The 13,635-nt window shown below is 67.7% G+C and carries 10 protein-coding genes; 5 read left to right on the forward strand and 5 right to left on the reverse strand.

Annotated elements, in window-relative coordinates:
* Positions 1–2: 2 nt before the first annotated feature.
* Both AC07S4_RS17515 and AC07S4_RS17520 read right to left on the reverse strand, forming a co-directional pair.
* Complete coding sequence (locus tag AC07S4_RS17515; RefSeq protein ID WP_494987877.1) at positions 3–1,208, reverse strand: acetyl-CoA C-acetyltransferase; 1,206 nt, start codon at positions 1,206–1,208, stop codon at positions 3–5.
* Between the two features lie 41 nt (positions 1,209–1,249).
* The gene (locus AC07S4_RS17520; protein ID WP_494987878.1) at positions 1,250–2,386 is read right to left on the reverse strand and encodes an acyl-CoA dehydrogenase family protein; all 1,137 of its coding nucleotides are present in this window, start codon (positions 2,384–2,386) and stop codon (positions 1,250–1,252) included.
* Positions 2,387–2,468: 82 nt separating this feature from the next.
* Between AC07S4_RS17520 and AC07S4_RS17525 the strand changes: the two genes are divergently transcribed.
* The 3 genes from AC07S4_RS17525 (at position 2,469) to AC07S4_RS17535 (ending at position 5,036) form a co-directional block, all read left to right on the forward strand.
* Positions 2,469–3,083, forward strand: coding sequence for a TetR/AcrR family transcriptional regulator (locus AC07S4_RS17525; RefSeq protein ID WP_494987879.1), 615 nt, complete (start codon positions 2,469–2,471; stop codon positions 3,081–3,083).
* 14 nt (positions 3,084–3,097) lie between these two features.
* Positions 3,098–4,075 carry a fatty acid desaturase family protein gene (locus AC07S4_RS17530; protein ID WP_494987880.1) on the forward strand — a complete coding sequence of 326 codons (978 nt, stop codon included), beginning with the start codon at positions 3,098–3,100 and terminating at the stop codon, positions 4,073–4,075.
* A 121-nt stretch (positions 4,076–4,196) separates the two neighbouring features.
* Positions 4,197–5,036 (forward strand): PEP-CTERM sorting domain-containing protein, encoded by an 840-nt coding sequence (locus AC07S4_RS17535; RefSeq protein ID WP_494987881.1) that lies wholly within the window; start codon positions 4,197–4,199, stop codon positions 5,034–5,036.
* On the opposite strand, the gene AC07S4_RS17540 is transcribed toward AC07S4_RS17535, so the two are convergent.
* The 3 genes from AC07S4_RS17540 to AC07S4_RS17550 are packed head-to-tail and all read right to left on the reverse strand — an operon-like array spanning position 5,033 to position 9,186.
* On the reverse strand, positions 5,033–6,742 hold the full coding sequence (locus AC07S4_RS17540; protein ID WP_494987882.1) for a sensor domain-containing diguanylate cyclase: 1,710 nt from the start codon (positions 6,740–6,742) through the stop codon (positions 5,033–5,035). The genes AC07S4_RS17535 and AC07S4_RS17540 overlap by 4 nt on opposite strands.
* A gap of 36 nt (positions 6,743–6,778) precedes the next feature.
* On the reverse strand, positions 6,779–8,170 hold the full coding sequence (locus tag AC07S4_RS17545) for an MFS transporter (RefSeq protein WP_494987883.1): 1,392 nt from the start codon (positions 8,168–8,170) through the stop codon (positions 6,779–6,781).
* A complete protein-coding gene (locus AC07S4_RS17550; protein ID WP_494987884.1) occupies positions 8,170–9,186 on the reverse strand; it encodes a LacI family DNA-binding transcriptional regulator in 1,017 nt (338 codons plus the stop codon). Before AC07S4_RS17550 ends, AC07S4_RS17545 begins: the two co-directional genes overlap by 1 nt.
* A 228-nt stretch (positions 9,187–9,414) precedes the next feature.
* On the opposite strand from AC07S4_RS17550, the gene AC07S4_RS17555 reads away from it, so the two are divergent.
* Both AC07S4_RS17555 and AC07S4_RS17560 read left to right on the forward strand, forming a co-directional pair.
* The gene (locus tag AC07S4_RS17555; protein WP_494987885.1) at positions 9,415–12,255 is read left to right on the forward strand and encodes a TonB-dependent receptor; all 2,841 of its coding nucleotides are present in this window, start codon (positions 9,415–9,417) and stop codon (positions 12,253–12,255) included.
* 14 nt (positions 12,256–12,269) lie between these two features.
* Complete coding sequence (locus AC07S4_RS17560; RefSeq protein ID WP_494987886.1) at positions 12,270–13,610, forward strand: BNR repeat-containing protein; 1,341 nt, start codon at positions 12,270–12,272, stop codon at positions 13,608–13,610.
* Positions 13,611–13,635 lie beyond the last annotated feature (25 nt).

A 13,635-nucleotide genomic window follows, 5' to 3' on the forward strand; every position in this document is an offset into this window, starting at 1 on the left:
CCTCAAATGCGTTCAATAATGGTGGCCGTGCCCATGCCGGCGCCCACGCACAGCGTGGCCAGGCCGGTGGACACGCCGCGGCGCTCCATTTCGTCCAGCAGCGTGCCCAGTATCATGGCCCCGGTGGCGCCCAGCGGGTGGCCCATGGCGATGGCGCCGCCGTTCACATTGATCCTGTCGTGCGGCACCGACAGCACGTCCATAAAGCGCAGCACCACCGAGGCGAAAGCTTCGTTCAGTTCCCACAAATCGATGTCGGCCGCTTGCATGCCGGCGCGCTTGAGCGCCTTTTCGGCCGCGTAGCTCGGACCGGTGAGCATGATGGACGGCTCGGAGCCGATGGACGCGAACGAACGGATGCGCGCGCGCGGCTTCAGCCCTGCCCGTTCGCCCGCCGCGCGGTTGCCGACCAGGACCGCCGCCGCGCCGTCCACGATGCCGGAGCTGTTGCCCGCATGGTGGATGTGCCGCATCTGCTCGATTTCCGGATAGCGCTTGCGTATCACCGCGTCGAAGCCGAACTGCTCGCCCATGTCGGCAAAGGCGGGCTTGAGCGCGGCCAGCGTGGCGGCCGTGGTGTCCGGCTTGATAAATTCGTCGCGCGCCAGGATGACCAGGCCGTTGCGGTCCAGCACCGGCACCACGCTGCCGTCGAACCAGCCCTGCTGCTGCGCGTGGTGCGCGCGGCGCTGGCTTTCGGCGGCGTAGGCGTCCGCGTCGGCGCGGCTGTAGCCGTGGATGGTGGCGATGGCGTCCGCCGAGATCCCCTGCGGCACGAAGTGGGTCTTGAACGCCACCTGCGGGTCCACCGGCCAGGCCCAGCCGCTCGCGCCCATGGGCACGCGCGACATGGATTCCACGCCGCCGCCGATGGCCAGGTCGGATTGGCCCGCCATCACCTGCGCGGCGGCCATGTTGACCGCCTCCAGCCCGGAGGCGCAGAAGCGGTTGATCTGCACGCCCGCCACGCTCTCCGCGTAGTCCGCCGCCAGCACCGCGATGCGGCCTATGCAGGCGCCCTGCTCGCCCACCGGCTCCACGCAGCCCAGCACCACGTCGTCCACCAGCGCGGTGTCGAGCGCGTTGCGCGCGGCGATGGCGCGCAGCGCCGTTTCGGCCAGCCGGATCGGCGTCACGCCGTGCAGCGAGCCGTCCTTCTTGCCTTTGCCGCGCGGCGTGCGGACGGCGTCGTAGATGTATGCTTCCATGCTGGTCTCCAGTGCTGGGCTCGATTGCTGACTTCTTTTACTTACAGGCTGCGGCTGATCAGCTCTTTCATGATCTCGCTGGTGCCGCCGTAGACGCGCTGCACGCGGGCGTCGGCCCAGGCGCGCGTGATCGGGTATTCCCACATATAGCCGTAGCCGCCGTGCAGCTGCACGCAGCGGTCCAGCACCTTGAACTGCATCTCGGTGGCGGCCAGCTTGGCCATGGACGCGGTGGCTGCGTCCAGCTGCTTCTCCAGCAGCAGCTCGATGCAGCGGTCCACGAACACGCGCATGCAGCTGATCTCGGTCTTGATCTCGGCCAGCGTGTGCGCCACGGTCTGGAATTCGGTGAGCGCGCGCTTGAAGGCCTTGCGTTCGCGCGTGTACTGCAAGGTCCAGTCCAGGCCCGCCTCGGCCGACGTCACCGCCATGATGGCGATCTGCAGGCGCTCCCACGGCAGCTCCTGCATCAGGTAGGCAAAGCCGCGCCCCTCCTCGCCCAGCAGGTTGGCGGCGGGCACGCGCACATTGTCGAAGAACAGCTCGGAGGTGTCCTGCGCCTTCATGCCGGCCTTCTTCAGGCGCTTGCCTTTCGAGAAGCCCGCCATGCCGGTGTCGACCACGAACAGGCTGATGCCTTTCGCGCCGGCCGCCGGGTCGGTCTTGGCCACCACGATCACCACGTCCGCATGCCAGCCGTTGGTGATGAAGGTCTTGGAGCCGTTCAGGATGTAATGGTCGCCGTCGCGGATGGCCGTGCTCTGCACGCCCTGCAGGTCGGAACCGGTGCCCGGCTCCGTCATGGCGATGGCGCCCACCATCTCGCCGCTGGCCAGCCTGGGCAGGTAGTGCGACTTCAGGTGCTCGCTGCCGTAGTGCAGGATGTAGGGCGCCACGATTTCCGAATGCAGGCCGAAGCCCAGGCCGGTGGCGTTGACGCGCGCCTGCTCCTCGATCAGCACCACGCTGTAGAGCTGGTCCGCGCCGGCGCCGCCATACTGCTCCGGCATGCTGGCGCACAGGAAGCCGGCGGCGCCCGCCTTGCGCCACACCTCGCGGTCCACATAGCCCTGCTCCTCCCAGCGCTCGTGGTGGGGCAGCACTTCGGTTTCCATGAAGCGGCGCGCCGATTCGCGCAGCATGCTGTGTTCTTCCGTGAACAAAGTGCGGGGGATCATCGTCGTCTCCTTGTATTTTTAGGTCATATGACCTATATTTTCCAGGTATGTTGACCTATTTTGAGAAAATGCGCAATCCGCCATGACCATGCAACGCAAGGCATCGAACACCACCACCAAGGGCCAGGAACGGGCCAGCGCCATCCTGTCGGCCGCGCGCGACATCCTCGGCACCGAGGGCTATGCCGCGCTGTCCATGCGCAGCGTGGCGCTGCGGGTGGGCGTCAGCCTGTCCAATGTGCAGCACTACTATCCCAGCCGCGAAGTGCTGCTGGAAGCGCTGCTGAACCAGACCTTCAACGGCTACCAGGCCGCCGTCGATGAGCGCCTGTTGCAGCAAGGCGACAAATCCGGCATGGCCGTGTTCCAATCGATTATCGACTACTTCCTGGACGACTTGCGCGACCAGATTTCCAGCGGCCTGTTCTTCGAAATCGCCGCGCTGGCCAACCGCCACCCCTACGCCTCGCAGATGTTCGACGGCATGCTCACGCGCGCGCGCCGCACCACGCGCAACCTGATACGCGACATTGCGCCGCAGCTCACGCCGGCCCAGGCCGAGATCCGCGGCGCCCTGATCGTGTCGCAAATCATCGGGCTGATGATCTTCCTGTCCGACACCCGTCCCAAGCATGAGGAACTGGCCGAGCTGCAAAGGGAAGCCACGGCCGCCATCATGCGCATCGCCTTCAACTAAAACAAGGAGTCCATATGAGCACTGCCCCGCGCCGCAAACTCAGCGAACTGTTCAGCCGCGACGAAATCGCCGCGCTGACGGAGCGTTCCGACTGGGCCGGCGCGCGCGCCGTGCTGTTCACCTGGGGCGTGGTCGCGCTGTGCTTCGCGCTGCTGGCCTGGCAGCCGCATCCGCTGATGTGGCTGGCGGTGCTGGTGGTGCTGGGCGGGCGGCAGCTCAGCCTGGCCATCATGATGCACGACGCCGCGCACGGCACGCTGTTCAAGCGCCGCTGGCTCAACGAAGTGCTGGCCGACTGGCTGTGCGGCAGCCCGCTGGGCCTGGACATCCAGCGCTACAAGCGCCATCACCAGGTCCACCACGGCAAGACCGGTACCGGCGAAGATCCGGACCGCAGCCTGTCCGCGCCCTTCCCCGCCACGCGCGCCTCGCTGGCGCGCAAATTCCTGCGCGACCTGAGCGGCGTGTCCGGCCTGAAGCGCGAATACGGCCTGCTGCTGATGAACCTGGGCCTGCTGCGCTGGACCGTGGCCAGCGACGTGCATTGGCTGCCGCAGCAAGGCCGCCGCTGGCGCGACTATGTACGCGACGGCATCCGCAACAGCTGGAAATACCTGGCCTTCCAAGCCCTGCTGCTGGGCGCGCTGGCCGCCGCAGGCCACGCCTGGCTCTACCTGGCCTGGCTGGGCGCCTACCTCAGCACCTACAGCCTGTTCATGCGCATCCGCTCGATGGCCGAGCACGCCTGCACCGAGCCGGGCACGGACATGCTGCGCAACACCCGCACCACCCGCGCCGGCCTGCTGGCGCGCGCCACGGTGGCGCCGCTGCGCGTGAATTTCCATATCGAGCACCACCTGATGCCGGCCGTGCCCTACCACCGCCTGCCGGCCATGCACGCCATGCTGCGCGCGCGCGGCGCGGTGGACGCGCCTTCCGGCTATCTGGACGTACTGCGCATGGTGTCCCGTACCGAAGGCCGGCCGGCCTAGCGTCGCCCTCGCTTACAGTCCCCTCCGCAGCGGGCGTGCTTGCGCTGCGCGCGCCCGGACGGGCGCTCAGTGGCACGCTAAATGCTGCCTCTCCTTGCACCACAAAACAAAGGAGAACATCATGAAGCAAATCACATTGTGCGCCGTCCTGGCGCTCATGCTGTGCGGCGCGGCAACGCCTGCCCGCAGCGCCACGCTGGGCCTGCAAGTTGCCCAGCTGAACGCGGTGGCAAGTCCCGTGGTGCTGCCGTCCACGCCCGGCTTCCCGTGCAGCGCCGCCACCACGCCCTGCCCCTCCACCGGCGACCTGTCCATCAGCCACCGCGCCGGCCCGATCGGCACCATAGACCAGGCCAGCGGCACGGGTAGCATCTACTTCCCGAGCAGCGTCAATGCGCCGCTGTTTAGCGCGCTGGGCATCGGCCCGGTCAACGTGACGCAAGCAGGCAACTTCTTCCTCAGCGCAATGGACAACGGGCTGATCTCGGTCGACATAGGCTTTGCTGATTTGCCCACTTTTGGCCCCGTGTATGCCATCAACATCAACATTCTCGCGATCAACGTCAGCGCCCTGCAATCCGGCGGGCCCGGCCTCGCGGCGCCCGGCATGTTTCAGGACTTGACCCAGGAACAGTACAACCGGCTGCTGAATGGCACGCTGCGCGGCATGCTCGACGGCGCCATGCAGACGCTGCAAGGTGCCGAACCGCAAGTGCCCTCCCTCCCGCCAAGCGTGCTCGACGCGGTCAAGAACCTCTACGACGGCAGCCCCTCCACCGAACTGGTACTGTATTTCGTCAATGCCGCGCCCGGCGACCAGTTCCGCCTATCCCAGCTGGCCGGCACCGCCACCCTGGCGCTGGCGGCCATTCCGGAACCGGCCACGCTGGCGCTGCTGGCTGCCGGCTTGCTGGCCCTGGTGCGCCGGCGCCGCCACGCACGGGCAGAGCGGGTAGGTTAAGGCAGGGCCGGCGGGGCCAGCGCGATGCAGTTCTTGCCCTGCCGCTTGGCGTCGTACATGGCGTGGTCGGCGCGCGACAGCAGGCCCTCCAGGGTTTCCGTGTCGTGCGGCTGGTGCAAGGCCAGGCCGATGCTGGCGCTGAGCGTGACCTCGGTGGTCTTGAGCGTAAACGGCGCGCGCAGCAGCGGCATGATCTTGGCCGCCGTTTCCTCGGCGTCCGGCGGATGGGCCAGCAGTTCGAGCAGCACCACGAATTCATCGCCGGCCAGGCGCGCCACCATGTCGGTCTTGCGCACGCCGGCCACGATGCGCGCGGCGAACTGGCGCAACAGCTCGTCGCCCTCGTCGTGGCCATGGCTGTCGTTGACGCCCTTGAAGCCGTCCAGGTCCAGGAACAGCACCGCGCAGGCCTTGCCGGTGCGGCGCGAGCGGTTGATGGCGGCCGGCAGCGCGGCCATCAGCGCGCGCCGGTTCGGCAGGCCGGTCAGCATGTCGCGCATGGCGATCGCCTCCAGTTCGGCGGTGCGCGCCGCCACCTTGGCCTCCAGCTCCTCGTTCATGGTCTGCAGCGCGGCCACATGCTGCTCCTCGGCCTGCAGCAGGTGGCGCATGGCGCGCGACAGCACGCCGGCTTCGCGGAAGCCGTCCAGCACCGGCACGTCGGCAGCGGCGGCGCCGCCGGCGCCGGCGCCGGCAGCGCGCGCCTCCATCAGTTCGCTCAGGGCATTCATCGGCCGCGCCAGGCGGCGCGCCAGCCAGGCCGCCGTGCCGGCCAGCACCACGCCGAGCGCCAGGCTGAGCCACAAAATGCGGCGCTCCAGCTTGTGCCAGTCCGCCATCGCCGCATCCTCGGCCTGGCGCACCAGCACCACCCATTGCAGCGATGCCAGATCCTGCGCGCGGCCGGTGCGGCTGTAGCCGGTTACGTAGCGGCGCCCGTCCGGCCACACTTCCTGCAGGAAGCCGGTCTCGCCTTTCAGCGCCAGCGCCAGGCTGGCGGTGGACAGCTTCTGTTCCTCCATGCCGTGCGGGCCGAGCAGCACGGTGCCGTCGTCGCGCAGCACGATGATTTCGGCGCCATACTCGCGCAGCGCCGGTGTGAGCAGGGTGCGGGCCTGGCGGCGCGCCCAGTCCCAGCTCAGGTGCACGCCCAGCACGCCGCGCGCTTCGCCGTTGGCCTGCGCGACGGGCGCGGCCACGTCGACGAAGCGCCAGGGATCGGCGGACTGCGGCAGCAGTTTGCCCAGCAGCACGGCTGGATGGTAGTCGGCGGCGCGCAGGCCGTCCTTGCCCTTCTGGAACCAGGGCCGCGCGCTGACGTTGGCGCCCTCCAGCATGCCGCCGGTGGCGGCGTACACCACGCCGCCCTTGTCGGCCATGCCGATCCAGGCGTAGTCGGGGAAGGTTTTCTGCAGGCTGTCGAGCGCGGCGCGCACCTCGGCCGGCGCGCGCGCTTCGCGCACCTGCTGCAGTTCGGACAGCTGCTGCACATCGCCGGCGGCCTGCGCCACCACGCGGTCGAGCGAGTCGCGCATCTGCCAGGACAGCTGCTGCAGCCGCAGCCCGGCCTCCTTGCCGGCATAGCGGATGGCGTAGTGGTTGATCAGTCCCAGCAGCAGCAGCACGGTGGCCGCCACGGTGACCACCGTGCCCACGGTAACCAGGGTGGCCAAACGGGGCGGCGCCATCTTGCTCGGTGCGGGCATGCCTGGTTCCTTAATCGGATTATCGTGCCCGACAGCTTACACCGTGCAAGCCTCTGCTGGCCAGCGCCTCAGCCGCAGCAGACAGGCGATGGCCAGCAGCGCGAACACGGCGCCGCTCAGCAAGGTGAGGCGGTAGTCGTGGCCGGACAGGTCCAGGATGGGGCCTTGCGCGCTGCTCACCAGGATATTGCCGAACACGACCATCAAATCCTTGGTGGAGTTGTACTGCACGAAGCGGCCGCGCGGGAACAGCGCCATCGGCATGGACGAGGCCGCCGTGAAGTAGGCGCCGGAAATAATGATGTGCGCCATGTAGAACACGCGGAAGCTGTCCGCGCCGCGCACCGCCAGATAGCCCACGGCAGCGGCGGCGCAGTACAGGCCCATGAACACGGCCGACACGCGCACCGCGCCGTAGCGGTCCGCCAGCCAGCCCACGCCGAAGGCGGAGGCGATGGAGAAGGCGTAGCCGTAGGCCGTCATGCCGCCCAGCGCGGCCTTGGAGATGCCCATCATCTGCGCGTAGTACTGGCAGAAGGTGTTGAAGGGGCTGAAGGTGACGCAGGCGAATACGAAGGCGGCCACGATCCACAGATAAGGCCGGTAGCCAAAGCATTCCAGGATATGGGCGCGCGGCACCAGCAGCGTGCAGCGCCCGCGCGCCACGCCTGCCCCCGCCGCCGCCCCGCCCGGCGGGCACACTTCCTTGACGGTGGCGCACATGACGAGGATGGCCAGCGCGAACACCACGCCGATGGCGGCCAGGATCTCGGCCAAGTAGTGGTCGGTCAGCGCGAACACCCAGGTGTGGAAAGCGATGCCCAGGCCAAGGCCGACGATGCGGAAGCCGGCGAAGAAGCGCCCCAGCAGCCCCTGCGGCACCACGTCGTTGACCAGGCCGGTGAACAGCGAGGCGGCGCTGATGGCGGCGCATTCGAACACGGTCCAGAACAGGCAGAACCAGCCCAGGTTGCAGACGCGCGCGCCGGGCGAGGCGGCGCCCAGCGCGGCGTCGGTCCAGGCGCCCAGCACCGGCGAGAGCGCCAGGCCCAGCATGGCGGCGCAGCCTATCGGCGCGATCACCAGCAGGAAGGGACGGCGCCGGCCCCAGGCGCTGCGGAAGCGGTCCGAGTGGTAGCCGATAAAGGGCACCAGCAGCACGCTCAGCACGGCCGGAATGGTGGCCAGCAGCAGCGAGGTGGTGGTGTCCGAGGCGGCGTTGCGGCGCAGCAGCTCCAGGCCGCTGGGCAAGGCCACGCGCTCGCGCATGGCGATGCCCAGGTCGCCCAGCATCAGCCAGCAGCCGATGGCGAACAGGCCGGCGGCGGTCAGCGGCAAGGCCGCGGCCGTTGCCGAAGCCGCAGCCGCAGCCGGGCCACGGACCGGCCCGGACCGCCCTTCGGCCAGCGCGGCGCCGTCGCCGGACATCAGGCCGCCGGGGCCGGGCCGGTGGAATTGCGCACCACCAGCTCCATCGGGAAGGCCAGCTTCTTGGAGGCCACGGGCGCGCCGTCTATCATCGCCACCAGCTCGCCCACCGCGCAGGCCGCCATCTGGGCCAGCGGCTGGCGCATGGTGCTCAAGGTGGGAAACACGCCGCTGGCGGTGGGGATGTCGTCGAAGCCGATCACCGAGATATGGGCCGGCACTTCCAGCCCCCGGCTGTGGATGGCGTCGATGGCGCCGAAGGCCATTTCGTCGTTGGCGGCGAAGATGGCGGTGGGCAGCGGGTCCAGCGCCAGCAGCTGCTCGGTGGCCGCGTAGCCGCCGGCCTGCACGAAGCGGCCCTCCACCATCAGCTCCGGCAGCACCGGCAGCCCGGCGGCGGCCAGCGCGTCGGCATAGCCCTTCTGGCGCTGCGCGCTCTGGCCGGTGGCGCGCGAGCCGCCGATAAAGGCGATGCGCTGGTGGCCCAGGCCGATCAGGTGGCCGACGGCGGCGCGCGCCGCCTCGCGGTTCTCCACCGCCACCACGGGCACGCTCACGTCGCGCGCGTCGAAGCTGAAGAACACGGCCGGGATGCGCTGCCGCTCGATCACCTCCAGGTAGCCGTCCTCGCCGTTGGGCAGCAGCAGCACCAGGCCGTCGCACAGCTTGCTCAGCATGTCGCAGGTGGGCGCGCGGCCGGGGCCGTCGAAGCGCTCGGCGTTGAAGATCAGGATGTCGTAGCCGATGTTGCGCGCTTCCTGGCTGATGGCCTTGGCGATCTCGTGCACCACCAGCGAGCCGTAGTTGTTGACGAACACGCCGATCAGCTTGCTCTTGTCGCCGCGCATGCGGCGCGCCAGCATGTCGGGCGTGTAGTTGAGCTGGGCCGCCGCCGCCAGCACGCGTTCGCGCGCCGCCTCGGACACATAGCCATTGCCCCGGATCGCGCGCGAAGCCGTGATCGGCGACACGCCGGCGATCTTGGCCACTTCACTCAGTTTGCTGGCTTTGCCCATGCTTGTTTCCACCGCTGATATGCAATGTGGTCACGATACCACATTCGCCGCCGTCCTTCCAACATTGGATTAATCATAAAAATCAAAGGCTTAAAAGATTGCTCAAAAAGATGAGCAATGCGCATGCAATGCCGCGGTGCGTAGGGTGGTAACGTGACCATACGGTACTGACAACAATATCAAAAGTACTGGGGAGATGGATTGAATGTCGTTCACTTGGAGGAGCACATGAAAAAAACACTATTGGCCACCCTGCTGCCGGCCGCCCTGGCCGCCGCCTACAGCGGGTCCGCCCTGGCGCAGGAAGGCGCAGCAAGCGCATCGGCCCCGGCCGCGCCGGAAAACACCGTGGTGATCACCGGTTTCCGTTCCAGCCTGCAAAAAGCGCTGAACCTAAAGATGCAGGCCATCGGCGTGCGCGATTCCATCGTGGCGGAGGACATCGGCAAATTCCCCGAGGCCAATGTGGCCGAATCGCTGCAGCGGGTGCCGGGCGTGATACTGAACCGCGACGAAAGCTCGGCCGAAGGCCAGCGCATTTCCATCCGCGGCCTGCCCACCGAGTATTCGGTCACCACCCTGAACGGCGCGCCGGTCAACACCACCTCCACCAGCACCATCGGTTCGGCCGCGCGCGGCTTCAACTACGACGTGTTCGCCTCCGAGCTGTTCGGCCGCGTGGACTTCTACAAATCGCCGCTGGCCGAGCTGACCGAAGGCGGCCTGGGCGGCATCGTCGACCTGCAGACGCCGCGCCCCTTCGACAATCCCAAGCGCACCGTGCGCTACGCGCTGTCCGAGTCCTACAACACCACCTCCAAGCACGCCGACCCGAGCGGCTTCGCGCTGTACTCCAACACCTGGAACGAGTTCGGCTTCCTGATCGGCGGCTCGCACGGCTCCAGCGTGAACAACCGCTCCGGCTTCGAGGCGACCGGCGGCTACAACAGCTCGGCGCGCGGCAGCCAGAGCCCGGTCAAGGGCAACTTCGCCGTCACGCTGGACTATGACGATCCGCGCGCCAACCTGGGCGGCTACACCCGCGCCCAGGTCGACAACGCGCTGCTGCCGCGCATCTACCGCTTCTACGGCTCGGCCAACGACCGCACGCGCGACGGCCTGGTGTCCTCGCTGCAATACAAGAGCGGCGGCCTGAACCTGAGCCTGGACACGCTGTACTCGAAACTGAAAAACACGCGCGACGAGATGTACTTCGGCCTGCTGGTGCGCAACAGCAAGACCACCAACCCGGCCGCGCCCGCCGGCCAGGCCGGCCACAACGGCTTCGTGCCGATGAACGTCAAGATCGATCCCGAGTCCAACCTGCTGACCGGCACCTTCGGCAACACCTCCTACAGCAGCGGCGTGACCTACAGCCAGGACGAAACCAAGTTCGGCTATGTATCGCTGAACGGGCGCTGGGCCGCCAGCGACACCCTGGTACTGAGCGGCCAGCTGAGCAGCAACGACAGCAAGGCGCTGAGCTACCAGGACACCCTGTCCGGCCAGATCTTCGGCGTCACCTCCACCATCGACTACGGCTCGGACCACGTCTACCCGTCGATGTCGTCGACCGCCAGCTACACCGACCTGAACAACTACCAGGGCTTCGACATCGGCACCGGCTGGACCCGCGAAACCGACAAGGCCAAGCAGGGCCGCCTGATCGCCGACTGGGACTACCAGCTGCCCGGCGAATGGAAGGGCCACCTGAAGGCCGGCGTGAGCTATGTGGACACCACCAAGGGCATCAACAAGCGCAACGGCACCGCGCTGGCCAAGGCCACCATGAACCAGCTGGGCACGGCCGGCATCCGCGGCGGCATGACCACGCAGCTGCCGATCGGCAACCTGGACATGGGCGCCGGCTGGCCGCACGCCTGGGGCACCTTCACGCGCGACTACGCCTATTCCACCTTCAATCCGCTGGTCAACAACGCCGAGTCCACCTTCACCCCGGCGCAAAGCTTCACGGCGGGCGAAAAGGTCACCACCGGCTTCGTGCAGTCCGACTTCAGCGGCAAGGTGTTCGAGCACGAGCTGCGCTTCAACGCCGGCCTGCGCTACTCGCGCACCGAGACCGATATCGACAACTACAAGCAGCAGGGCGCCAGCCTGGTGTATGCGCCCAACAGCGAGTCCGGCGCCTACCACAACCTGCTGCCCGCCTTCAGCGCCGCCTTCGATGTGACCGACAACCTGATGTGGCGCGCCTCCTGGGGCAAGACCATCAGCCGCGCCTCGCTGTCCATCATCGCCGCGCAGACCGTGATCCCGAATCCCTTCGACAACTCGGCCACGGCCGGCAATCCCGGCCTGCGTCCGCAGCAGTCGAAGAACCTGGACACCAGCCTGGAGTGGTACTTCCAGCCGGGCAGCCTGCTGTCGGCCGCCTACTTCAAGAAGGACCTGACCGACGCCACCGTGGCCAACACCACCAACACCACCTTCGGCGCGCTGGGCCTGCCGGACACGGCGCTGGGCGCCATCTTCCAGAACGCGCAAGGCAAGGTCGATCCCAACCTGCCGATGACCTTGCGCAGCTTCAGCAACGCTGGCCAGCAGACGCTGAAAGGCTACGAGCTGGCCTACCAGCAGGCCTTCACCTTCCTGCCGGAACCGTTCAAGGGCTTCGGCGCGCTGGCCAGCTACACCCACATCAATCCCTTCAACAGCGCCAAGTGGATCACCAACGCGGGCAAGGAAGTGGAAGTGAACTCGGTGCCGAAGTACGCCTACAGCACCACGGCTTACTACGAGAACGGCCCGCTGGCGGTGCGCCTGTCCTACAACTACAAGGGCCGCTCGCTGCACGGCGACAACCCTCGCAACCTGGGCGACGACCTGATACGCTGGCGCGCAGCGCGCGGCTACCTGGATGGCAACATCAGCTACAAGATCAATGACATGCTGGAACTGCGCATTGACGCGATGAACCTGTCCAACACGCTGAGCTACGACTACTTCGAGGACGCCTCCGGCCAGTTCGGCAGCGGCAAGAAGACCCGCATGGACTACGCCAAGTATGACGGCCGCACCATCAAGATCGGCATACGCGGCAAACTGTAAAAGGAAAGCAAGCAATGACCCTGACCACCCGCCTGGCCGCCGCCATCTTTGCCGCCATTGCCGTTCTTCCGGCGTCCGCCCCCGCGCGCGCCGGGGACAGCCCGGTGCGCATCGTCGACGTCGCGCCGGGCTGGGCGGGCAACTCGGTCAATGCGGTGGTGTTCCGTAAAAACTCCCTGGTCACGCACGGCGGCACGCAGTACATCGCCTACTACGACCAGGAAGCCTGGCTGGTGCTGGGCAAGCGCCAGCTGGGCAGCGCGCAGTGGCAGCTGCAGCGCACCCAGTACCAGGGCCGGGTGCGCGACGCCCACAACAGCATCAGCCTCATGGTGGACGGCGCAGGCTTCCTGCACCTGGCCTGGGACCTGCACAACCAGCCGCTGCGCTACGCGCGCTCCACCGCCCCCGGCGCGTTGACCTTGGGCGAGACCATGGCCATGACGGGGCAGCAGGAAAACTCCGTCTCCTATCCCGAGTTCTACCGCCAGCCGGACGGCAAGCTGCTGTTCCTGTACCGCGACGGCGGCTCCGGGCGCGGCGACCTGGTGATGAACCGCTACGACCCGGCCGCAGCCTCCGGTTCCGGCTGGACCCGGCTGCACAGCAAACTCATCAGCGGCGAAGGCCGGCGCAGCGCCTATACCCAGGCCTTCCTGGACCACCGGGGCACGCTGCACCTGTCCTGGGTCTGGCGCGAATCGCCGGACGTGGCCAGCAACCACGACATGGCCTACGCCCGCTCGCGCGACGGCGGCGCGACCTGGGAAAAGTCGACCGGCGAGCGCTACACGCTGCCGATTACGGCAGCCACCGCCGAGTATGCGGCACGCATCCCGCAAAACAGCGAGCTGATCAACCAAACCTCGATGTCGGCCGACCAGGACGGCAACCCCTACATCGCCAGCTACTGGCGCGACGCGGCCTCGCCGGCGCCGCAATACCGCGTGCTCTACCTGGACGGCGGCGCATGGCGGCAGCTTGCGCTGGACTTCCGCAAGCAGCCCTTCTCGCTGAGCGGCATGGGCACCAAGGCCATCCCGATTGCGCGGCCGCAGATCATGGTCAACATCCAGCACGGCAAGCCGTCCGGCCTGCTGATCTTCCGCGATGCCGAGCGCGGCAGCAAAGTGTCGGCCGTGCGCATCAGCGACTTCGGCCAGGCGCGCTGGAGCGTGCTCGACCTCGACAGCGCCCCGGTGGGCGCCTGGGAACCGAGCTTCGACACCGAGCTGTGGCGGCGCAGCGGCGAACTGAATCTGTTTTTGCAAACCGTGCAGCAGGTCGACGGCGAAGGCGTGGCCCAGGCCGCCCCCTCCACCGTGCGCGTGCTGCAATGGACACCGAACTTCTGACTCCCCATCCACGCAAGGATCACGA

It is taken from the genome of Pseudoduganella sp. GW821-FHT05F09 (genome assembly GCF_059419605.1).

Excerpts from the sequence above, each read along its gene's own strand:
- AC07S4_RS17515 (WP_494987877.1), bottom strand. The coding sequence starts at position 1,208 with ATGGAAGCATACATCTACGACGCCGTCCGCACGCCGCGCGGCAAAGGC.
- AC07S4_RS17520 (WP_494987878.1), bottom strand. The coding sequence starts at position 2,386 with ATGATCCCCCGCACTTTGTTCACGGAAGAACACAGCATGCTGCGCGAA.
- AC07S4_RS17525 (WP_494987879.1), top strand. The coding sequence starts at position 2,469 with ATGACCATGCAACGCAAGGCATCGAACACCACCACCAAGGGCCAGGAA.
- AC07S4_RS17530 (WP_494987880.1), top strand. The coding sequence starts at position 3,098 with ATGAGCACTGCCCCGCGCCGCAAACTCAGCGAACTGTTCAGCCGCGAC.
- AC07S4_RS17535 (WP_494987881.1), top strand. The coding sequence starts at position 4,197 with ATGAAGCAAATCACATTGTGCGCCGTCCTGGCGCTCATGCTGTGCGGC.
- AC07S4_RS17540 (WP_494987882.1), bottom strand. The coding sequence starts at position 6,742 with ATGCCCGCACCGAGCAAGATGGCGCCGCCCCGTTTGGCCACCCTGGTT.
- AC07S4_RS17545 (WP_494987883.1), bottom strand. The coding sequence starts at position 8,170 with ATGTCCGGCGACGGCGCCGCGCTGGCCGAAGGGCGGTCCGGGCCGGTC.
- AC07S4_RS17550 (WP_494987884.1), bottom strand. The coding sequence starts at position 9,186 with ATGGGCAAAGCCAGCAAACTGAGTGAAGTGGCCAAGATCGCCGGCGTG.
- AC07S4_RS17555 (WP_494987885.1), top strand. The coding sequence starts at position 9,415 with ATGAAAAAAACACTATTGGCCACCCTGCTGCCGGCCGCCCTGGCCGCC.
- AC07S4_RS17560 (WP_494987886.1), top strand. The coding sequence starts at position 12,270 with ATGACCCTGACCACCCGCCTGGCCGCCGCCATCTTTGCCGCCATTGCC.